This window comes from Cupriavidus sp. HY129, from assembly GCF_059492215.1.
Genome location: NZ_CP083255.1, coordinates 817,068 through 837,782, shown reverse-complemented (window position 1 = coordinate 837,782; position 20,715 = coordinate 817,068). Strand labels below are relative to the sequence as shown.

Below are 20,715 nucleotides of genomic sequence, written 5' to 3'. Positions count from 1 at the left end.
TTCGATGAAAGGTCATGCATACGCGGCTGACGGTGTTGTCGGTCGGCTTGGCGTCTATGCCAGAGTCCTGCTTCTGCAAGGGCCTGTAGGGCCGTTCTTTGCTCAGCTGCGAGAAGACCTGACTCAGCAGGGGACTGAAGTCTGGAAGGTTAATCTCAACGGCGGGGATGACCTCTACTACTACGGTGAACGGGTGCTCCACTTTACGCAGCCGATGGTCGCCTGGAGCGACTGGTTGCGGAAACTGGTGATCCGGACGCGCGTGGAGGCCATCGTCGTTTTCGGAAGTTCACGGCGTCATCACAGAATCGCTGCCGGGATCGCTCAGGAACTCGGGCTCGACTTCTGGGCCTTCGAAGAAGGCTACCTTCGCCCTGACTTCATCACTCTGGAACCCGGAGGGGTTAACGCCGATTCCCCGCTGGCCCGTATCCCTCTGGACGCAGTACCGCTGCTTCCGGCGCCAGAGGGGCTACGTCAGTATCCCGGTGCCTATTGGAAGATGGCGCGACATGCCTTGCGCTACTTCGCGGCGGGATGGGCCGCGGCGGGACGCTACCCAGCCTACCGGCACCATAAGCCGTTCCGGCTGCGAGAACTGGTTTGCTGGATCCGGGCGGCTTACCGCAAGCCCTGGTACCGACTCCGCGAAAGACGCCAGGTGGCGCGGCTGCTTATGCCTGGGCATCCGCGGTTCTATCTGCTGGCTCTGCAGGTTTATAACGATAGTCAGATCCGCAGTCGCAGTCCGTGGCGTCGAATGGAGGACGTTATCGAATGGACCGTCTTCTCGTTCTCGAGATTCGCTCCGTCGGACTCGCTGCTGGTCATTAAGCATCACCCCATGGATAGGGGGCATCGTGACTATGCAGCAGCGATTGCTGCTATCAGCGATCGGTTCGCAGTGGCTGACAGGGTCGTATATGTCCATGATCCGCGTTTGCCGTCTCTGTTGCGACGTAGCAGCGGGGTGGTCACAGTTAATTCGACCATGGGAGTACAAGCTCTGCACCACGGCGTCCCCGTCATGACTCTCGGCCGTTCCTTCTACGGGCACACCCGCATGACCTGGCAAGGAACGCTCGACGAATTTTGGACGTTCGCCCAACCGGCGAACCGGCTGGACTGGATCCGCTGGAAGCACTATGTCATTCACCAGTCCCAAGTCAACGCGTCCTTCTACACCGGAGGAAAGACCGTGCCCAATCAAGGGATGCGCGGCATTCGCTGCGCCGCAAGGACTCTCGTCGAAATGACCGGTCGCCTGCTGCGAGCCTCGATCCACGGAATACAACGCTTCGGGGCGATCGCGAGCAGGCTGGTCACGGGCGCCGAACCGTTGCCGCAGAATCCCTTGCCGCGAAAACCATTCTCGGATTACGACTCGTAGCCCTGGATAAGGCGCTGTCAGGTTTTCCAGCGGGAGAGGCCCAATAAGACTGATGCCAAAGCTGCATGAACCAGCGCAGCCGGCATGCGATGGCGTTAGCAACGGACTGAGCATCACCTCCTCTGGGCAATTGCAACTTCAAGACGCCATCGCCACACAAACTCATGACGCTGGCTTTGGCGTTCTCGCATGAACTCGTCCACAAGCAATCAGAAATCCCTCGCAAAAAAAAAGAAATTTCCCTGACCTCAATTCCGTCTCCGCATGAAAAATGGAGGACAAGGGATGTTGTCCGTTGGTTATCCCTCGTGTTGATACTGCTTTGACCCCAGTATTCGCACTTCCCCGTATGGCCGCTTCCTCCCGGAGCGGCTTTTTTTTTGGAAGTAGGCCAGACGCTCTCGTCATGCCGAGACCAGACGCTGACGCACAGTTGTCAGCAGGCATACTTCCGTGCGATGACATGGACGAGGCAAGCGCACCGATGCTGGCCAGGCTATCCAAGAATTTTCACTGAAGCCAATCTGAAGCAGCGTACGCCAGAAACCAGGAAAATCAGCGATCATGACGTAAGAGTCGAGCTTTCCTCTCGCCTCTGATTGGACCGGTCCCTGCTCACCTTCACGGACCTATCTGGTGCGCCTGCTCTCCTGAGCAGGCGCATGCCGGATCCACGGCTGAGTCATCCCTCGTATAGCCGATTGCACCATTCGACACCTCGCGCGTCATTCCCCTCTCTGATTTGCCGACTTCCCGGTGGAGTTGTATCTACCGCAAGCAGTGGTGCTCGCCATCGCACTCTCGCGATGATCCGTCAGCCGATCGTCACGCACCAATACGATTAGCTGGCTTGTGACAAATTGTGATAGCTAGATCTCTATTCGGAAATTTCAGATCTAGAATTCGGAATATTCCGAGTCATTAATGCTTATCCGCATGGTTCGGATCAGAACGACCGCTACCACGCCGGGGGCATTTCATGCGCGAACCGCCATAGATTTCCAATCAGTCTGCATGACTACATGAAGGGCAACTAACGCGACACGCCATGGATGCCAGGCGAGTCGACGTGATGCCCGGATTTCTCGCAATTCACTATCGGAATAGCCATCATGCTTAACCTGTCGTCTCAGGTCGAGCGGGTATCGTGCGCCCGTATTTCCCTCGTCGCTTTCATACTTCCCGTATTCGTCACGCTTGCTACTGGATGCGCGGCAACAGCGGTATCGGCGGCCGAGACCAGCACAGAGCAGAACGCGGAACTGACCGCAGAAGTAAGCACGAACGCAGCGACCACGGATTTGGATGCGGATAAAGCAAGCCGCAGTTTCCAAAAGCAATTCTGGATCAATCCTGGATTCATCTCGCTGCAATTCACCAAAATTGAGGAACGCAATCCACTGAATCTCGGATTCGGGGCAGAGTGGCGCTTCAACGAAGACACCGGGATTATCGCCGGGACATACGTGAACAGCGTGCGCAAGCAATCCACCTATGGCGGCGTCAGCTGGCAACCGATCACCCTCGGCCCTACTCAGCTCGGCGCTGCCTTGGGTGTGATACGTGGATACCCCAAACTCAACCACGGTAGCTGGGTTCCGATGATTCTGCCGACACTCAGCTACGCCTATGGCAGGTTCGGGTTCAACCTTGTTCTCGTGCCGCCATTGGGAGACAAGAACGTCGGCTCCCTGTCGCTGCAACTGAAGTTCAAGGTATGGTGATCGGGGTCCACGCGAACGTCGCTGCATTATTTGTTTTCGCCAGATCGCCCTTTCCGAACCGAGCTTGTTGGGTTCAGCGCAGCATGGTTGCAATTAGGACAAGTACGTCAGCACATTGTGAATACTCCTGAATTCACCGTCAGTACTCATTCCTACAATGCAAGGCTCCATTCACCGAATGCGTTCCCTCATATGAGCTGCCTCAGGAGCACGGAATGACCACGAGAACCCATCAACGCAGCCTGTACGAGAGGGTTTTCCTGTATCTGAACCGGCGTCCGGGCCAACGCTTCGCTGCTTGTCAGCTGGCCAGGGCACTTAATGTGCGAACCATCATGATTCTGGATGCCATCGACATTCTCTCCGAACAGGGAAGAGTTGCTGCCGAACCGCTCACACCGGAACAGCTTGGATACTTTGTAGCACCAGCACAGACGAATCAATGCTCCACGTGCAGTAACGGGATCGACAAGAAGTAGATCCTTCACAGAAGGCGCACGCTGCAAGCGCAAAAAAAGACGCCCATCTTCGAGATGGGCGTAGCGGGAAAAGATCGTTGGGGTCAATTCAACGAATCTTCCAGCGGGTCGGGTAACCCGCCGGCAACGTCAAGTATCCGTTTTGGCAATGAGCGCATCAATCGGACACGTCCGGTTGATGCCATGGAAGAATCCGAATGCATTCCTCTGTTCGCCGATGAGCGCGGGCCCGACGATCTTCTTACTGCGACCGCCCTCACGTGGCGCCCCGACCCGCGCGCCACGCACATCGGCGCTGCGCAAATCCCGCTAATCCAATCATCAGTAGCGCGGCGGCACTCCACGGCGCAAATGCACCGCCACCTCCGCCACCTCCGCCACCTGCCCCATTGCCGTTGCTGTTGCCACCACCACCCCCGTTGCTGCTGCCGCCACCGCCGGTGGGGGGCGCCGGTGGCTGGGTTGTCGACGTCGCCGCCGAAGCTTTGGGCGCCGCTGCCAGCGCCGCGTCGGCATCAAGCAACCCCGCGCCACAATCGCCGACATTGTTGCCTGTTGCGCAGTACGTATTGGCGGGATGCGGACGCGCTGTTGCCTTCAGCACCGAAGTGACTAGCGCTGGGGTCAGCGCCGGATTCTGCGCCAGCATCATCGACACCACCCCTGACACGATGGGTGCGGCGAAACTTGTGCCTTGAGAGCCGACGACCGAATATGCTGTGGGCCCAGCCGCACCGCTGTTGCTCAGTGTGGCGATGTACGACATGCCGGCGGGTGACGCACATGTGGCAACGCCGCCCGACACGCTGAGCCTGGAGGTGCCACAGCCTCCGCCTGGCGCGCTGATTGCCACCTCCGGCCCGACATTGGCATAGCTCGCGTTCTCCCCGTCGTTGGCGTGTGCCGTTACCGCGATCACGCCAGTGCAATCGGCCGGGGACTCGACGGCGCCCGAGGAGTTGCCCGCCGCCGCCACCACGATCACGCCAGCGGCATTCAGATCGTTGATGGCCTGTTGCTCGAAGCTCGAGCACGTTCCTCCACCAAGGCTGATGTTGACCACGCGTGCGGGTGTAGGATTTGGCGGCACGTTGGGCACGCTAAGCCCGCCTGCCCAGCGCATGCCGTCGATAGTGTCGGAAAGCAAGGCACCACAGCGGCCGGATACCCTTACTGGTTGAATACGCGCATTCCAGTCGACCCCAGCAATACCTTGCCCATTGTTGGTGATTGCGCCGATGACGCTTGCCACGCGCGTGCCGTGCCAGGTGCTATTGGATGCGCCGCTACCGTCCGGGCAGGTGGTGCCGCTCGGCACGTAGTCCCCCGGATCGGTCGGGTCGGCATCGCGGCCGTCTCCGTCCTGCGATACGTCAGTGGGCGTGATGAAGTCGTATCCCGCAACGAGTCGCCCGGCAAGGTCTGGATGCGGCAGGTAGCCAGTGTCAACGACTGCCACCACGACGCGGCTCGCGCCACGCGAGCGATCCCATGCGCGCGGCAGGTTGACGCCACCGGCCGAGTTAGCTGGTGCGCCCATGTAGGGCAACTGATAGCTGAAATCCGGATCGTTAGGAACGGTGTCGTGTAGCCGCAGCCACCGGTCCGGTACGGCGTCGGCAACGCGTGGGTCATTTCGCAAGCGCTTCGCAACGGCCTCAGGGCCTTCGCCACGGCTGTCCTGGATTGCCAGCAATTGCATCGTTCCGCTCATCGGGCGCTTGACGGCGATGCCGAGCCCGGTATTCGATTCGACGCGGCGTATGCGTGCGGTGTCTCCTGCGGCATCGATCGTGGTACTACCATCGCGCCAACGCACGATGTAGTTGCCGGTGTAGGTCGCAACGCTCGCGCCAGCGGCTGCCGGAAAGGCAACGCCAGACAGTGCGACGCCAGCGACAATCATCAGGGCGAGCTGGAGCGATCGGGGGCAAGCCTTTGACAAGGTGAGCGGCATCTGGATTCCTGTGTGGGGACGCGATGCCGGTTAATCTTTACGCGAATACGACGCACGGCATCGCATCACCTTACACAGCCGCCCCCGCGCCTCACACCGGGCGTTTCTGAATCAAGATACGGAAACTTCCTCGCCGGGGATCGTGACATGCCATCAATGGGAGGAACTGGCGCGGAGATGCGCGCATTGTCGGCATGAAAAGACCGCCCAGCGAACACTGGGCGGGGAAGGGGAGTTGCGGCGCCAATTGGGGAACTGGCGAAACCGCGTCTTGAACATATCAGACCGGAAGTTTCTGGCCGATTTCAACGAGATTACATTTTCGTCAATCGCAAGGGGAAGGCATGCCCCGGAACTCACCAAACATCACTCCATCTTCAATCCCACCGCCTTCGTGACGGACTGATAGGTCGGCCAGGAAGCGGCGATAAATTGCCGCAGCGCATCACCGGTCAGGGGCGTATCCTGGCTGCCGAGTTGTTCCCGAACGTTCCTGACCGCCTCCGATTCCGTCATCGACTGCCGCACGAGCATCGCCAGGCGGTCGACCACGTCCTTGGGCAACCCGGCGGGACCGAGCAGCATGTTGCACTCCGCCAGGTTCGCGAAGATCGGATCGTTGATGCCTTCATCCACCCAGGTCGGCACGCCCGGCAGCTTTGGGGAGCGCGGACCGGAGATGATCAGCAGCGGCTTGAGGCCACCTGCGGCCAGACCGCCTGACATGCCCAGCAATGATCCGGCGCCGATGTCGATATGACCAGCCAGCAGGTCACCGATCATCGCGCCGGTGCCCTTGTAATTGATGATGTCGAGTTGGGCGCCGGTCAGCTTCTTCAGTTGGGTGACCATCAACTGCCATCCCGAGCCGATGCCATAGTTGCCCACGCTGACCGGCCGCTTCTTCGCCAGCGCGATCAGCTCCTTGAACGAGTTCGCCTGCAATCCTTTCGTGGCGACCATCACACCCACGCCAGTGCTGATGGATGCCACGGGCGTGAGATCGCGCGATGGGTCGATCGGCGGCTTCTTCAGCAGCACAGGTGCCTGCGCCAGTTGACTGTGCAGGGTGCACAACAGCGTGTAGCCGTCTGGCTTGGATCGCGCCACGGCTTCAGCAGCGATCATGCCGATGCCGCCGGGCTTGTTCTCCACGACAACCGGCACATTCAGCCTGGATGAGAAAAACTCCGCAAACGCACGCGACGTGCTGTCGTTTGAGGAGCCGGGCGCTTGCGCGGCGATGATGCGAATTGGGCGCGAGGGCCAGTTTTCGGCGAACGCACGATTCGGCGATAGCCATGGCAGTGCCGCCGAGGCAGCGGCGGCACCCAGCAGCCGGCGCCGCCGCTCATCGACGACATGTGTGTGCACGCGACTGTCTGCGCGAGATGGAGTGTGCATGGATGGTCTCCCTGAAACGTCAGCAACTTCAGGTAGGCGCCGGTAGCGATAGGTGGACGACACACCGGCGCTCCTGTCGGCCACGGCGATCTGCCACGGCCGGGCGGAGATGCGGCCGGCTACATGCCGATCAGGTCCGCGCGTTGCACGAGGTTCCTGACGATGCGAACCGAAGCGATGTCGATCATCTTGCCTTCGTACTGAACCGCGCCCAGTCCCTGCGCCAGGGCCTCTTCGTAGGCACGCATCATGTCGCGAGCGCGCGCGACGTCGTCGGCGATCGGGGAGAACACCTCTTGCGCTAGCGCCACCTGTGAGGGATGGATCGCCCACTTGCCCACCATGCCAAGGATCATGGCCCGGCGTGCTTCCTCCCGATATGTTTCGGGGCTGCGGAAATCCGCAAACGGACCGTCGACGGCGTCCAGCTTGTTCGCGCGCGCGGCGATGGTCAGCCGCTGGCGCTGGTAGTGCCAGATATCGCCGGGATAACCGCCGCTGCCACCGATATCGCGCATGGACACACCCTGGCTGGCCGAGTAGTCGCCCATGCCGAAGATCAGGCATTCCAGCCGGGGCGTGGAAGCTGCGATGGCCTCCACGTTCATCATCGCTTCCACCTCTTCGATCAGCACATCGATGCCAATACGGTGCGGCAGCCCAAGTTTCTTTTCCATCATCGACAGCAGCTTGTCGACGAACTGCACATCGGCGGCGGACATCGCCTTGGGCAGCATGATCACGTCGAGATTGCGGCCGGCGCCTTCCACAACTTCGATGATGTCCTCGTAGGCGTACTCGGTGGTCAGGTCGTTGACCCGCACGCAACGCGTGGTACGGCCCCAGTCGAGACCATTGAGCGCATCAATGATCTTGCGCCGGGCCGGACGCTTTTCGCTCGGCGCCACCGCGTCCTCCAGGTCGAGAAAGACGAAGTCCACGCCCATTGCGGCGGCCTTCGTCATCATCTTCTCGCTCGAGCCCGGCACGGATAGCTGGCAGCGGCGGAGCCGCTTGGTTCGTTCCTGCATGATGAGTGTCTCCTGCTAGTGGTAATAGTTTTGTCTTGCGTACCTACTGCACCACGCCGCCCGCACGCAGCGTGGCGATCTCTCCGGTATCGAAGCCGAGGTCGGCGAGCGTGCGGTCGGTGTGCTCGCCGATCATGGGCGCGCGACGCCGCACGCCGCCCGGCGTCTTGCTCATGCGAACCGGACTGCCGGCGATGGTCAGCCCACGTGTCGCGCCTGGCTGGTCGACCTCGACCAACATCTCTCGGGTGCGGAAGTGCGAGTCGTCGAAGATGTCCGCGGCATCGAAGACCGGGCCGAACGGCACATCCCCTCCGAGCAAGTCCGCGAGTGCATGCTTGGTATGAAGTCGGGTCCAGTCGCCGACGGCCTGCTCCACCTCCTGCCGGTGCAACACGCGCAGTTCGTTGCTGGAGAACCGGGGATCGTCGGCCCATGCGGGATTACCCATCCGCTCCACCAGCAGCTTCCAGAAACGATCATTCGGGACGCCCAGGCTCACATGGCCGTCGCTGGCGGGAAAGATTCCGAACGGACAGAGCAATGGGTGACCATTGCCCTCCGGCCCGGGTGCCTCTCCTGTGACGCTGAACTGGAACACCATGCGTTCGCACACGGCCAGCACCGCGTCGGTCATCGCCACATCGACGAACTGGCCACGCCCGGTGCGCTGGGCGTGCCAGCATGCGGCGGTGATGCCGTAGGCCAGGAACATCGCGGGCACGATATCGCCAACTCCCGGGCCAATCTTGGTGGGTGGCCCGCCACGCTGCGGACCTGTGATACCCATGATGCCGCCCATCGCCTGCGCCACCGGGTCATAGGCCGGCCATCCGGAATAGGCACTCTCACCGCTGCGCGGATCGCCGAAGCCACGGAGTGCCGCGTAGACCAGCCTTGGGTTCTCCCGGGCCAGACGCTCGTAGCCCAAACCGAAGCGCTCCATTACGCCGGCGCGGTAGTTCTCGACCAGCACGTCCGCGCTGCGCACCAGGCGCAGCAATGTCTCGCGCCCCGCCGGTTGCTTCAGATCGAGCACCAGCGATTCCTTGTTGCGGTTGATGGAACCGAAGTAGGCACCAAACCCACCCGATTCCATTTTCACCGCGCCGTCGAGGTGTGGACCATTGCGCCGGGTGTTGTCGCCGCCCGGCGGCTCGATCTTGATGACGCGCGCGCCCTGGTCGGCCAGCATCATCGAGCAATATGGACCAGCCAGCATCTGCGTCAGGTCCAGCACAAGCAGGCCGTTGAGTGCTCCAGTCGCGCCGGACTCGCCACTCATTTCTCACCCCAGTGGCTCTTGCGTTTGATCAGCGCCTTTCGCTCGGTCTGCACGCACAGCTTGTCGTCCTGATTGATGCCGTAGTGACGAAAGTGAACGATGCCGGCGTCTTCGCGATCGGCAGCCTCCCGTCCGACCACCTCGGTGAACGCGTAGAGCGTGTCGCCGTGGAACACCGGATGCGACAGGCGGATCTTGTCCAGCGTCAGTTCCATCAGGCAGTGCTCGGCGGTGTCCTGCGCGGCCAGGCCCAGCACCATCGACAGGTTGATCCCGCCGAATACCACGCGCTGCGTGAAGATGCCCCCGGCGCGCCGCATGGCGTCCTCGTTGAAATGTCCCTCTGCCGTGTTCATGACCATGTTGGTCAGCATGACGTTGTCCATCTCCGTCACCGTCTTGCCACGGGCATGGCGGATCAACATACCGGGCTCGAAGTGTTCGAAGTAACCATCTGGACTGGTGAGCGCCGCGAGCTTCATGCTGCCTCCTTTCCGTGTCGGACCTGACCGCTATAGGCGCGGCTGGCGATCATGGCTTCCACCTCCGATTTGCCGAGCAGGCTGTTTGCAATGATCCGCTGCTGGATCTCCGAAGTTCCCTCGAAGATCTTGGTCAGCCGCGCATCGCGCCAGTAACGCTCCACAGGGAACAGCTTCGTGTAACCCGCGCCACCGAAGATCTGTAGCGCGGTGGACGTCACGCGCTCGGCCATCTCGGAGGCAAAGTACTTCACCATCGACGCCTCCTTGTCGCAGCGCCGCCCACTGTCGATCTCGTTGCAGACGAAGTAGAGCAACTGCCGCGCGGCTTCGATTTCGGTGGCCATGGTGGCGATCTTGAAGCGGATGGCCTGGTACTCGGCGATCGGCATGCCGAACTGACGACGCTCCAGCGAATAGGCGATCGCGTCTTCCAGCGCCCCTTGCGCCAGCCCGATGGCCCGCGCAGCGGTGTGAGCGCGCGCGCCTTCAAGACCTTTCGCCATGATGAGGAATGCCTTGCCTTCTGGCCCCATCAGGTTACGTTTTGGCACGCGCACGCCATCAAGCGCGAGCTCGAAGGTCTTCCAGCCGAAGTACCCGATCTTCGGGATCGGAGAGCCGGTCATCCCCGGCGGAAAGCTTCCACGCGGTTTCTCGATCATGAAGCACGAGATCCCTTCCCAGCGCTTGTCGGGCGCCGGGGGTGCGGAGGTGCGCGCGAACAGGATCAGGTAGTCGGCGCCGTCGGCGAACGTGCACCAGTACTTGTTGCCCGTCAGAACCCACTCATCGCCTTCCAGTACTGCGCGGCACGAGATCGAGGCCAGATCGGAGCCCGTGTCCGGCTCGGACAGCGCGCTGGCATTGAGGAACTCGCCGCGCACCACACGGGGCAGGTACGCTTTCCGCATGTCTTCCGGCATCGACTTCATGATCCACCCGCCCTGCGCCCGTGCGACGATCGATGCCACCGACATCCAGCCGCGCGACAGCTGCTCGCAGATCAGGCAGTACTCGAAGATGCCAAGCCCAAGGCCGCCGTAGGCCTCCGGAATGGTGATGCCGAAGTACCCCATCTCCGCGAGCTTGTCGCGCAGGGACATTGGAATCTCCGCATCCGGGCCGTCCAGCGCATTGGCCACCGGCAGCACTTCCTTCATCGTGAACTCACGCGCCGCATCGCGGATCATGCGGCGCTCTTCTGTCATGTATCCCAGACCATCTCCCGACATGCTTATCCCCTCATCCTGACCAGATTGGATCGTTTGAACTCGATGACTGTTTCGCCTTGCTGATTGGTGCCGTGCGTGTGCCATGTCACGATGCCGTAGCCGGGCCGATTGCTGGCGGGCCGGCGTGACACGACCTCCGAACTGGCGTAGAGCGTCTCGCCGGGATAGACCGGCTTGAGGTACGCCAGCTCATCCACGCCCAGAAATGGGCCACCGCCTTCGGACAGGTCTTCCACCGAGAGGCCGAAGACCGTGTTGAACACCAGCAGCGGATTGAGTGGCACGCCCGCATAACCGTTGGCCTGCGCCACCGCGTCATTGGTGTACTGCGGGTTGTAGTGCAACGTCAGCACCGAGAACATGGTGTTGTCCGCCGCCGTTACCGTACGGCCCCAGTGGTGCGCAAAGCGCAGGCCTGGTTCGAAGTCCTCGTAGCGGTTGCCGCGGACGCGTAGCTGGGCGTCCCGCCTCAGGCGTGCGACAACCGGGTCGACGGGGTTCTCAGTCGCGAGACCGGCTTTTGATTGAGTGGAGGTCATTGGATCGCCTCGAACAAGGGTTCAACGGAAGGGAGCCGGTCCAGCGACTCGATCGCGGACACCAGCTTTGCGAATTTCGCCGCGCCCACGCGCGGCACGACGATGGCGCGCGCCTTGTCGACCAGGAGTTGCCACTGCAATGCGAGATCGGTGGCCGGGACCGCGACGTTGGCTTGCGCGCGAATCGTGCGGCCGTCGCGCGTCACGATCTGCACGGTGGCAGCATTACGATCCGGGCCCTGCACCACCTCCAGCGCGATCCGCTTCCGTGCCTTGACGTAGCGCGGCGCGCACGCGGTTTCGGGTGAGTACAACGCGAGCGAAGCGGTGGGCGCACCATCCATGGCCAGCGCCGCGAGATGCTGGATCGCGAACTTGATCTCCAGGCCGGACTGCGGATTGGCGATGTCGCACACGCCGCGATGTGGGCCGGCCACGAAGATGGTCATTGCCTCCAGTGCATCCAGATCGATCTGATGCTCACGGCACGCGGCACGCACAGCCTCGATGGTCGAGTGCGTGAGGTAGCAGGAGGCATGGAACTTGAACAGCGTGCGTTCGATGGCCATGCTCGTCCGCCGTTCGAACGCATCCGGAAACACCGGTGCGGCATGCGACTGCGTGCTACCGAAGCCCTGCGAACATTCAATGCCGTTCGGATTGGCGGTAAAACCACGTGCTGCCAGCCGGGCGGCCATCACGCCGTTCATGGCCGCCTTGCCCGCGTGCAGCGGCTTGGCCATCGTGCCGAACATGCACTTGAGCCCCGCGGCCTGTGTCGCGGCCAGTCCCAGCGTGTGCGCCGTGGTGGTCGGATCCAATCCACTCAGCCTGGCAGACGCTGCGGCCGCGCCTAGCGTGCCCGTTGTGCCGGTGGGATGCAGGCCCAGCTGATACTGTTCCGTGCCCACGATCTCACCAATCCTGCTTTCCACTTCGTGCCCCACCACGAGCGCGCGCAGCAGGTCCTTGCCACTGGCGCGGGTGGCCTGCGCCATTGCCAGCGCCGCGGGCGCCACGGGTACGGTCGGGTGGCCATGCATCGCCGAAGCAACGTCATCGAAGTCGAGGGCGTGGCCGGCGGAGCCATTGATCAGCGCGGCCTGCGCCATCTCCGCGCGGCGCGAACTGCCCAGCAGCGCGCAAGGCAGTGCGGCCTGGCTGGCGTACTCTGCCGTGAGCATTTCCACGAGCGGCTCACTGGCAGCGGCGATGGTGACCGCGACCCAGTCGAGCATGGCATGTCGTGCCCACTCGAAAGCTGGCTCGCCGATCTCCGCATCGTCGACCGTGCTGATCCAGGTGGCCATTGCCTGGGTAAAGCCAGTGCCGCTGCCAGCAGTGGCTTTATCGATGGTGTTGTCAGTTTCCACTCGGAGGCGACCCGTGGTGGCGGGCGCTGGGTTGTTGTCGATGGGCTTGAGTATTGGCAATTGGCCGCAGGCGTGGCATCACATATGTGATGGTTCCGGATTGCGCCGATCCATCACATATGTGATGAGCCACGACAATCCCGCGGCGGAAACTTGCATCAGCGTTCGATTGCGATCGCAAGCCTGGTTGCGGCCTCCGTGTCATCCTTGATGCCTGCGCCGTTCTTCATCACTCACTACCCCATGACCATGAACACCACCACGCCTCGCCGCTCCGTGCTCTATGTGCCCGCGAGCAATCCACGCGCCATCGAGAAGGTCCGCAACCTGCCTTGCGATGTCATCGTGTTCGATCTGGAGGACGCCGTGGCGCCCGCCATGAAGGCCCAGGCCCGCGAGAACCTGATCACCGCGTTCGCAGCGCAGCCATTTGCAGCGCACGAGACCGTGATTCGAGTGAATGCACTGGGAACGGCCGAATTTGACGCGGATCTTCGCGCGGCCGCCACGTGCCGCGCGGATGCCGTCTTGTTGCCGAAGGTCGATACCGGTGCCGATCTGGAGACATTCGCCACCGCGGTCGGCAAGCTTGTGGACGGCCCCGCGCCCCGGCTGTGGGCCATGATGGAGACCGCCTGCGCCATCCATCATGTCGACGACATTCTGCGTGCCGGCAAGGACAGCCGGGTCTCGCTCGCGTGCCTGGTCGTCGGTACCAACGACATCGCGAAGGAAACCGGCGTCTATCCCGGCGACAATCGCATGTATCTGGTGCCGTGGCTGATGTCCATCGTGCTCGCGGCCAAGCGATATGGCATCGAGGTGCTGGATGGCGTGTGGAACGACTTCGGCGACCGCGCGGGCTTCGACAACGAGGTGCTGCAGTCAGTGCGGATGGGTTTCGACGGCAAGACGCTGATCCACCCTTCGCAAGTCGAGCCCGCCAACCTGGCGTTCACGCCGTCAGACGCCGCGATTGCCGATGCGCGCGCGATCGTGGCCGCCTTCGCGCGTCCCGAACACGAAGCGGCGGGTGTCATCAATCTGGATGGACGCATGGTCGAGCGCCTGCATCTGGAACAGGCGACGCGACTACTGACCAAGCTGGATGCGATTCAGACACGCAGTCAGCAGTTGCCCGGCTAACTGGTTGATTCTTCCCGGACAGCGGCGCTCAGCAGTCCTGCGCCACCGCGAGCACGGCGGCCAGCAGCTTCTTGCGCCGCGCGTGCAGCCGCGCCACCGGGCCACCGGTGCCGATGCCGAGCCACTGTCCTCGTATCGGCGTCGCCACAAGCGTGGCGATCACGCCGGCCCCCGGGGAGGCAAGACTGGCCGATTCGTAGTACCCCTGCCGACGTGCCTGCTCGATGGCACGCATGATCTCGGCGGGCCGCACGGCTGACTCGCCAGCAGGAACCTCGGCATTGAATCGGCGCAGCATCCGTCCGATCTGTTCGTCTTCCATCCGGCTCATCAGCATGATGCCGATGGCGGTGCGATGCATCGGCCGGATGGTGCCGGACGATACCGACAGGCGGAGCCCCTGGCTGGATTCGATAACGGAGAGGTACTGCAGCATATTGCCGCTCTGGCGCCCCAGCAGCACCGTCTCGCCGGTCTCGCTCGATAGCCGCTGCATCGCGTCGTGGACGGAGGCGCCGGCGCCCTGCTTTCGCGTGGTCCATCCGCACATGAATGCCACCCGGACGGAGGGGCAGTAGCTGCGCATCTGCGCGTCGAACTCCATATAGCCGCGCGCCACCATCGTTCGCAGCAGCATGGAAACACTGGACTGGGGAACGCCAAGACGCTCGGCAATCTCGCCAACGCGCAGCGGCCGGCGCACGCGTTCAAACAACTCCAGCAGGTCGAACACACGATCCGCGGATTTGACCGTCCTGTTATCCATCTGAGCGCCCCGTGATATCAGCGAGGCGTCAAGTTTAAGCCCGGATCAGGGGTGATGGAACCGGGAAAACCAGACCGCGCCGGGTGCCTGCCGTCGGCACGAAATCGCAAGTTCGGCTAGCGGAGTGCGGTTCCTGATCCGCCCTCCGCGGGTCTTGCCACGCCATCAGTCAACATCAGTCAACGCAAGTCGGGGAAATCTTCTTCCCAGTATTCCCCGGGCATCCTCGACGACTGATCCTCGCGCTCCATCTCGCGGCGGCGGAGGTCAACGCGCCGGATCTTTCCGGAGATCGTCTTGGGTAGCTCGCTGAACTGCAGCCTGCGAATCCGCTTGTACGGGGCAAGCTTCTCTCTCGAAAAGCGGAATACTGCCCTGGCCAGTTCGGGGCCCGCCTCGTAGCCCTGGCGAACCGTGACATAGGCCTTTGGTACATACAGCTTCACCGGGTCTGGGCTCGGCACAACGGCGGCCTCGCCAATGGCTTCGTGTTCGATCAGGACGCTCTCCAGTTCGAATGGACTCAGCCGGTAGTCCGATGCCTTGAAGACATCGTCCGCACGACCCACGTAGACAAGGTACCCGTCGTCCCGGCGCATCGCGATATCGGACGTGTGATAGAAGCCATTGCGCATGGCTTCCGCAGTCGCCTTCTCGTTGTTCGAATAGCCCGCCATCAATCCAAGCGGGCGGCTGGCCAGCGAGAGGACGATCTCGCCTTCGTTTGCGAGATGATCATCCGGATCCACCAGATCGACACGGTACCCGGGAAGCGGCCTGCCCATCGAGCCGGGCACGACGGGCTGACCCGGCGGGTTGCCGATCTGGCAGGTAGTCTCGGTCTGCCCGAATCCGTCGCGAATGGTGATGCCCCACGCGCTCTGCACCCGCTCGATGATTTCCGGGTTGAGCGGTTCTCCTGCCCCGACGATCTCGCGCAGCTTTACCGCATACGAAGCCAATGGCTCCTGCACGAGCATTCGCCATACCGTGGGCGGGGCGCAGAGCGTGGTTACGTTGCGTTTCACGAGCACGTCCAGCGCATCCCTCGGAACAAAGCGGGCGAAGTTGTAGATGAAGACGCACGCCTGGGCATTCCAAGGCGCGAAGAAGCAACTCCATGCGTGCTTGGCCCATCCCGGGGAACTGATGTTCCAGTGGATGTCTCCGGGCTGCAGCCCAATCCAGTACATCGTCGACAAGTGGCCAACTGGATAGCTCTGATGCGTGTGTTCGACCAGCTTCGGTTTCGATGTCGTGCCCGACGTGAAATACAGGAGCAGCAGATCCGTCGCGCGAGTCACCCCGTCCGGGACGAAGGTTGGCGACGCCTGATACGCGTCGCCGATGTGATGCCACCCGGCGACACGCTCGCCCACCGCGATACGGGTGACACTCGCGTCAACGCCGTCGAATTTGCCCAGCTCCGCACCGTCAACCACGACGAACCGCGCCTCGCCGAGTTGCACGCGATCACGAACATCGTCGGGAGATAGCTGGGTCGTGGCAGGCAGCACGACGGCACCGAGCTTCATCGCCGCCAGCATGACGTCCCACAACTCGACCCGATTGGGCAGCATCAGGAGGAGCCGGTCGCCGCGCGAGACACCTACGCCACGCAGGTAGTTGGCCATGCGAGAAGACCGTTCCGACATCTCCCTGAAAGACAATGGCGCGCCCGCATCATCGGGGCTGTCCACAATCCAGAGTGCGGGATTGTCGTTTCCCCGAGCCATGACGTCGAAGTAATCGAGCGCCCAGTTGAATTCGCCGAGCTGCGGCCAGGCAAATTCCCCGTATGCGCGTTCGTAGTCCGCGCGATGTCGCAGCAGAAAATCCCGTGCGGCGACGAATGCCGCAGCTCCTGATGCCCCGTCTTTCATCCTTGTCTCCTGGTTGGCGCGGTAGAGCGCTCTCGAATGGACAACGAATTACCAATACATTGAACGGTGCGCGGCATTCCAGCCAACACCCAGCAGTACCCCGCCGCCACGCGTGGGCGACTGGCATGAAGTCGCGCTGCAACAACGTTGAAGTATAGGTTCGGGGGTTGGCGCTGGCAGCCGGGGAATACCAGCGTGTCTGGCGGGAATGAACTAGCCAGAACTTGCTTCGGCTTCCGACTGCGGTCGCGTCGATGAACTTGGCCCGGGATCCAGTCCAGGGATGCATTCTCTACTATGCGTCCGCCCCGGGGACGGCCGCTCTAGAGGAGCCAGCGCAACGGCTCGGCGACCACGTGGAACAATTGGGCAAGCACGGAAGTTACCTCGGTGTTCGAGACCTTTGCATAGGCAAAGATGATGACACTGGCGGATATGAGAGCGGCGCAAGCCGATTTGAGATTGTCACCCACAGCGCATCCTACGAATGTCAGGACGACGGCGCACTGCGCTTTGCCGCCCCGCCATCAACGCGGATTCGATAGCGGCATGGCAAGCATGCAGAGCGGGCTCTTGCCCAGGAACCCGGCAAGTATTGCCATTACTACGCTCGCTCGAATGGCAAGATCTGTGCGCTAGCAGCCAGAAGGCCGGAGCATGTTCGGTCTGAACACGTTCGGACAGTCGGAAACGGCACGACAAGCGGCAATGCCGCAGTGGGGCGAGTGTCGGCGAATCCGCTGCTTGATACCGGCCCTACCTATCGGACCGCAAACCCCGATCGAAAAAATCCCTTGTAATGAGATCGATTCCCATTTACTATCCGGTCACTGTCTGACGCGCGGCGAGTCGCCGGGACCGGACAGTACAAGATTTCAGAGCGTCGTCTTCGGCTGAAACCAGGCTCGCGACGCCCGATACCGACTTTTGTGGGGACCGCTCCGAAACACGGAGCGTTTGGTAGTAGCCAGTTGCAGGAAGATCGGGAAAACAACCAGACCCCGTTTTCCCGATCGCGTCATCCAGCAACAAGCCAGGCCACCTTTTTATTCCGCGCGCCGTCCAGGCACGGCGCGCCGCCCGGGACGATGCAACACGCGCCGGACCGGGCGTCTTCCGCCTGACCTCTTCTTTCCCGTTCCATTCCAGGCCCTCGCCTGGTTCCATTGCACCGCCCGCTCGCGGGCGAGATCCGCATGATGACCTCCAACGTGAATGCCGATGTAGTCCCACTCAAGCGCGCTGGCCTGAGGGCCACGTCTCCGCGCATGCACGTGCTTGAAGTATTCCGCGCAAGCGAACGCCGCCACCTGAGCGCGGAAGACGTCTATCGGACCATGCTTGAACTGGGCATCGATGCCGGGCTGTCGACGGTCTATCGGGTGCTCAACCAGCTCGTGCAGGCGGACATCCTGTTACGCCACAGCTTTGAATCCGATCATGCTGTCTTCGAGCTCAACGAGGGCGGTCATCACGACCATCTGATCTGTCTGGAATGCGGCCGCGTCGAGGAGTTTCGTGACGAGGCGATCGAGCAACGCCAGAAACAGGTGGCGGCGCGCAATGATTTCGTGCTGCGCGAGCACATGCTGGTGCTGTATGGACTCTGCCCCGATTGCCAGCAGTCACGCATTGGAGCAGTGGAAGCAGACATCGGCGCGGGGCGCTGAAACCCCGGATGTTGCTTACAGAATAGCCAGTTTCCGTTACAAACACGCGCGAATGGTAATACGCCACATGGGTAGAGTTGAGGTGTAGCAACTCACGCCTTCTGGTGAAGGCTGAAGACCATGAACAACAAGCGTCCTCTCTACTTTTCGATTTTCCTCGCTGGCGCAGCCGCGCTCGCTGCCTCCGCCTCCGCAATGGCTCGCGTCGATATCGGCGTCAGTCTCGGCGTGCCCGCGCCGGTGGTGGTCGCTCCCGCACCCGTCGTTGTAGCTCCCGCGCCCGTGGTGGTGGCACCCCCACCGCCCGCCTATATAGCGCCGCCCCCTCCGGTCGTCTACCGCCCTGGCCCGCCGGTCTATGTGGCGCCGGCAGTTGTCGTCGGCTGGCACGGGGATCGTTATTGGGACGGCCGCCGCTGGTATGACCGCCGCGAGTACCACGCCTGGCACCATCACGACGACTACTACCGCCGCTGATCCAGCGTGACGATCACGACCGGGCCGGCGCCGGCGCCACTGCCGGCGCGGCGGGTCGCAATACCAGCCAGACCGCCACGCCAATCAGCGCCATCCCGGCGGCGTGGGCCCATGACAGCGATTCCCCGAGGAACATCCAGCCCCAAACGATGCCGAACGGCGGGATCAGGAAGGTCACGGTCAGCGATTTGACCGGACCCAGGTCGGCAATCAGCCGGAAGTACAGCACGTAGGCGATCGCGGTACAGAACATCCCGACCGCGAGCATCGCCGCCCAGACGCCAGGGCCCGCAGCCGGCAGCGTGTTCTCTCGCCACAGCGCGACCGCGCTGAAAGGCAGCAGGAACAACGTTGCGCCCACCAGGCTGCCGGCAGCGACCAGGCGACTGTCCAGACCGCCTCGAGCAGTGATCCACCGGCGCGTCAGGAAGCCCGCCAGTCCGTAGCATGACGTTGCCACCAGGCAAGCCAGCGCGCCGAGCAACACCTCGTGCGAGAACACCACCGGCCCCGTCCGCGTCAGCACGCCGACACCCGCCAGCCCCATCAGGACACCAGCCGCCTTGGCACGCGTCAGCTTTTCGGCAAAGAACAGCGAGCCGATCAGCACCCCCATCAGCGGTGTCATCGCGTTAAAGATCGCCGAGTACCCGGCTGGCAACCAGAGCGCAGCGATGGCATACATCACGAAAGGAATGCCCGAGTTGATGATGCCGAGGATGATCACGGCACGCCACTTGCCCTGCATGTCCCATTTGAGCCCGAGCATCGGAAGGCAGGCGGCAAGCGTCACGGCACCGATCAGCACCCGGAAGAATGCCGTCGGCAGCGGCCCGAGCACGGGGGCACCAATGCGGATAAACAAGAAGCTGGCGCCCCAAATGGCCGACAGCAGTAGAAGACGGATCAGGTCAGCGGGTCTCATTGGTTTATGAAATGCAATGATCAAACCGAAAAACATCAGACCGTTGCTGATATGCGACAAAATCAGCACATTGGTCGATGCGGCGCGGAGCAACGGCTCCACGGGAAGGTATTAAAGCGCTGAAACTGGCAAGCAGCACGCTGGATTCGGACATTCCCCTGCTGGACGAGGGGATGTCTTTGCTGCGCCGCAAAATCATCGAAATCGCATCGTAAAGGGCAGAAATGCGGCGATTGTTGCGCTTCCGCCGCAAGTTACTTTCGATTTCCTTTCGTAATCACCCCTCAAATGTAGGGGGCACTAGCACAGGGCGTGACATCGCGTATTCGATTCCTTTAAAATCTGTACTGCGCCAGAGTTAATTGACCCCTCCGACGCATTCCCGACAAGCCGCCAGGCAATCCTGGCGGCTTCTTTTTTTGTCGCGACGAAAAGTTGTATCGTATGTCACAGCAGGGCCACATACAGCAACTGGCGTATGGTGCACGTTGCGTTCCCGCGTCAACCATCAGCCCCCTTACAGCGTTGCCAGCGACATGAAACGACAGTTCCTCGGCTTGCTCGCCCGCGTCTACGTCATGCAATTCGCCATGGAGGTGCCCGCCACCGTGGCGATGCTTGCGGAAATGCTCATGGATTACGGATTCCAGGTAGACATCGGCTCCGTACGACCTCTGCTGCGTGCGCTGCAGATGGAGGGTTATCTCGAAAGCGTCCTGCGCGACGGTATCGGGCGGGTTTACCTGCTCACCGAACTGGGGCGTGAAGAGTTGGCCACCAGCCGCACACGGATCGACGAGTTGTATCGCCGACTCCACAATCCCGTCGCCGAGACCGTCGCCATGGCACCGGCGACCGTTTCCCACACCTGATTCCTGATTCCCAAGCCACGCTTGAATGACGAAACCGGCACGCCGCGCCAGCGGCCTGCCGGTTTGTTTGTTTGGGT

The 20,715-nt window shown here is 62.0% G+C and carries 19 protein-coding genes; 8 read left to right on the top strand and 11 right to left on the bottom strand.

Features of this window, described 5'->3' with window-relative positions:
* Positions 1-4 precede the first annotated feature (4 nt).
* The 3 genes from K6G35_RS20190 (at position 5) to K6G35_RS20180 (ending at position 3,593) form a co-directional block, all read left to right on the top strand.
* Positions 5-1,390, top strand: a complete 1,386-nt coding sequence (locus tag K6G35_RS20190) for a capsule polysaccharide biogenesis protein (RefSeq protein WP_495676907.1) — start codon at positions 5-7, stop codon at positions 1,388-1,390.
* Positions 1,391-2,502: 1,112 nt separating this feature from the next.
* Positions 2,503-3,114 (top strand): hypothetical protein, encoded by a 612-nt coding sequence (locus K6G35_RS20185; RefSeq protein ID WP_495676906.1) that lies wholly within the window; start codon positions 2,503-2,505, stop codon positions 3,112-3,114.
* A 215-nt stretch (positions 3,115-3,329) separates the two neighbouring features.
* A complete protein-coding gene (locus K6G35_RS20180; RefSeq protein ID WP_035882868.1) occupies positions 3,330-3,593 on the top strand; it encodes a hypothetical protein in 264 nt (87 codons plus the stop codon).
* A 256-nt stretch (positions 3,594-3,849) separates the two neighbouring features.
* On the opposite strand, the gene mprA is transcribed toward K6G35_RS20180, so the two are convergent.
* The 8 genes from mprA to K6G35_RS20140 form a co-directional block, all read right to left on the bottom strand.
* Entirely contained in the window at positions 3,850-5,550 is a 1,701-nt protein-coding gene (mprA, locus tag K6G35_RS20175; protein ID WP_495676905.1) for an MprA protease, GlyGly-CTERM protein-sorting domain-containing form, read from the bottom strand.
* Positions 5,551-5,916: 366 nt separating this feature from the next.
* The gene (locus K6G35_RS20170; protein ID WP_035882871.1) at positions 5,917-6,954 is read right to left on the bottom strand and encodes a Bug family tripartite tricarboxylate transporter substrate binding protein; all 1,038 of its coding nucleotides are present in this window, start codon (positions 6,952-6,954) and stop codon (positions 5,917-5,919) included.
* A 119-nt stretch (positions 6,955-7,073) separates the two neighbouring features.
* The gene (locus tag K6G35_RS20165; protein WP_186425747.1) at positions 7,074-7,985 is read right to left on the bottom strand and encodes an HpcH/HpaI aldolase/citrate lyase family protein; all 912 of its coding nucleotides are present in this window, start codon (positions 7,983-7,985) and stop codon (positions 7,074-7,076) included.
* A 43-nt stretch (positions 7,986-8,028) separates the two neighbouring features.
* Positions 8,029-9,270, bottom strand: a complete 1,242-nt coding sequence (locus K6G35_RS20160; RefSeq protein ID WP_186425748.1) for a CaiB/BaiF CoA transferase family protein — start codon at positions 9,268-9,270, stop codon at positions 8,029-8,031.
* A complete protein-coding gene (locus K6G35_RS20155) occupies positions 9,267-9,752 on the bottom strand; it encodes a MaoC family dehydratase (RefSeq protein ID WP_286882389.1) in 486 nt (161 codons plus the stop codon). The genes K6G35_RS20160 and K6G35_RS20155 overlap by 4 nt, the downstream gene beginning before the upstream one ends.
* Positions 9,749-10,963 (bottom strand): acyl-CoA dehydrogenase family protein, encoded by a 1,215-nt coding sequence (locus tag K6G35_RS20150; protein ID WP_234707005.1) that lies wholly within the window; start codon positions 10,961-10,963, stop codon positions 9,749-9,751. Before K6G35_RS20150 ends, K6G35_RS20155 begins: the two co-directional genes overlap by 4 nt.
* Positions 10,964-10,989: 26 nt before the next feature.
* Positions 10,990-11,526, bottom strand: a complete 537-nt coding sequence (locus K6G35_RS20145; RefSeq protein WP_051705400.1) for a MaoC family dehydratase — start codon at positions 11,524-11,526, stop codon at positions 10,990-10,992.
* On the bottom strand, positions 11,523-12,899 hold the full coding sequence (locus K6G35_RS20140) for an MmgE/PrpD family protein (protein WP_495676904.1): 1,377 nt from the start codon (positions 12,897-12,899) through the stop codon (positions 11,523-11,525). The genes K6G35_RS20145 and K6G35_RS20140 overlap by 4 nt, the downstream gene beginning before the upstream one ends.
* A 249-nt stretch (positions 12,900-13,148) precedes the next feature.
* On the opposite strand from K6G35_RS20140, the gene K6G35_RS20135 reads away from it, so the two are divergent.
* Positions 13,149-14,045 carry an HpcH/HpaI aldolase/citrate lyase family protein gene (locus K6G35_RS20135; RefSeq protein ID WP_035883070.1) on the top strand — a complete coding sequence of 299 codons (897 nt, stop codon included), beginning with the start codon at positions 13,149-13,151 and terminating at the stop codon, positions 14,043-14,045.
* Positions 14,046-14,073: 28 nt separating this feature from the next.
* Here the strand turns inward: K6G35_RS20135 and K6G35_RS20130 are convergent, their stop codons facing one another.
* Together K6G35_RS20130 and K6G35_RS20125 are read right to left on the bottom strand one after the other, a co-directional pair.
* The gene (locus tag K6G35_RS20130) at positions 14,074-14,811 is read right to left on the bottom strand and encodes an IclR family transcriptional regulator (protein ID WP_035882875.1); all 738 of its coding nucleotides are present in this window, start codon (positions 14,809-14,811) and stop codon (positions 14,074-14,076) included.
* A 179-nt stretch (positions 14,812-14,990) separates the two neighbouring features.
* Positions 14,991-16,694 (bottom strand): AMP-binding protein, encoded by a 1,704-nt coding sequence (locus K6G35_RS20125; RefSeq protein WP_008643985.1) that lies wholly within the window; start codon positions 16,692-16,694, stop codon positions 14,991-14,993.
* Positions 16,695-17,890: 1,196 nt separating this feature from the next.
* Here K6G35_RS20125 and fur point away from each other — a divergent pair.
* Together fur and K6G35_RS20115 are read left to right on the top strand one after the other, a co-directional pair.
* Positions 17,891-18,364, top strand: a complete 474-nt coding sequence (gene fur / locus K6G35_RS20120; protein ID WP_186425750.1) for a ferric iron uptake transcriptional regulator — start codon at positions 17,891-17,893, stop codon at positions 18,362-18,364.
* Between the two features lie 120 nt (positions 18,365-18,484).
* A complete protein-coding gene (locus tag K6G35_RS20115; RefSeq protein WP_008643981.1) occupies positions 18,485-18,841 on the top strand; it encodes a hypothetical protein in 357 nt (118 codons plus the stop codon).
* Positions 18,842-18,854: 13 nt separating this feature from the next.
* Here K6G35_RS20115 and K6G35_RS20110 read toward each other — a convergent pair whose 3' ends face one another.
* The gene (locus K6G35_RS20110; protein WP_186425751.1) at positions 18,855-19,766 is read right to left on the bottom strand and encodes a DMT family transporter; all 912 of its coding nucleotides are present in this window, start codon (positions 19,764-19,766) and stop codon (positions 18,855-18,857) included.
* 77 nt (positions 19,767-19,843) lie between these two features.
* Here K6G35_RS20110 and K6G35_RS20105 point away from each other — a divergent pair, with 77 nt between their 5' ends.
* Both K6G35_RS20105 and K6G35_RS20100 read left to right on the top strand, forming a co-directional pair.
* On the top strand, positions 19,844-19,981 hold the full coding sequence (locus K6G35_RS20105; RefSeq protein ID WP_160172196.1) for a hypothetical protein: 138 nt from the start codon (positions 19,844-19,846) through the stop codon (positions 19,979-19,981).
* A 321-nt stretch (positions 19,982-20,302) separates the two neighbouring features.
* Positions 20,303-20,638, top strand: a complete 336-nt coding sequence (locus K6G35_RS20100; RefSeq protein WP_008643977.1) for a PadR family transcriptional regulator — start codon at positions 20,303-20,305, stop codon at positions 20,636-20,638.
* Positions 20,639-20,715: the final 77 nt, after the last annotated feature.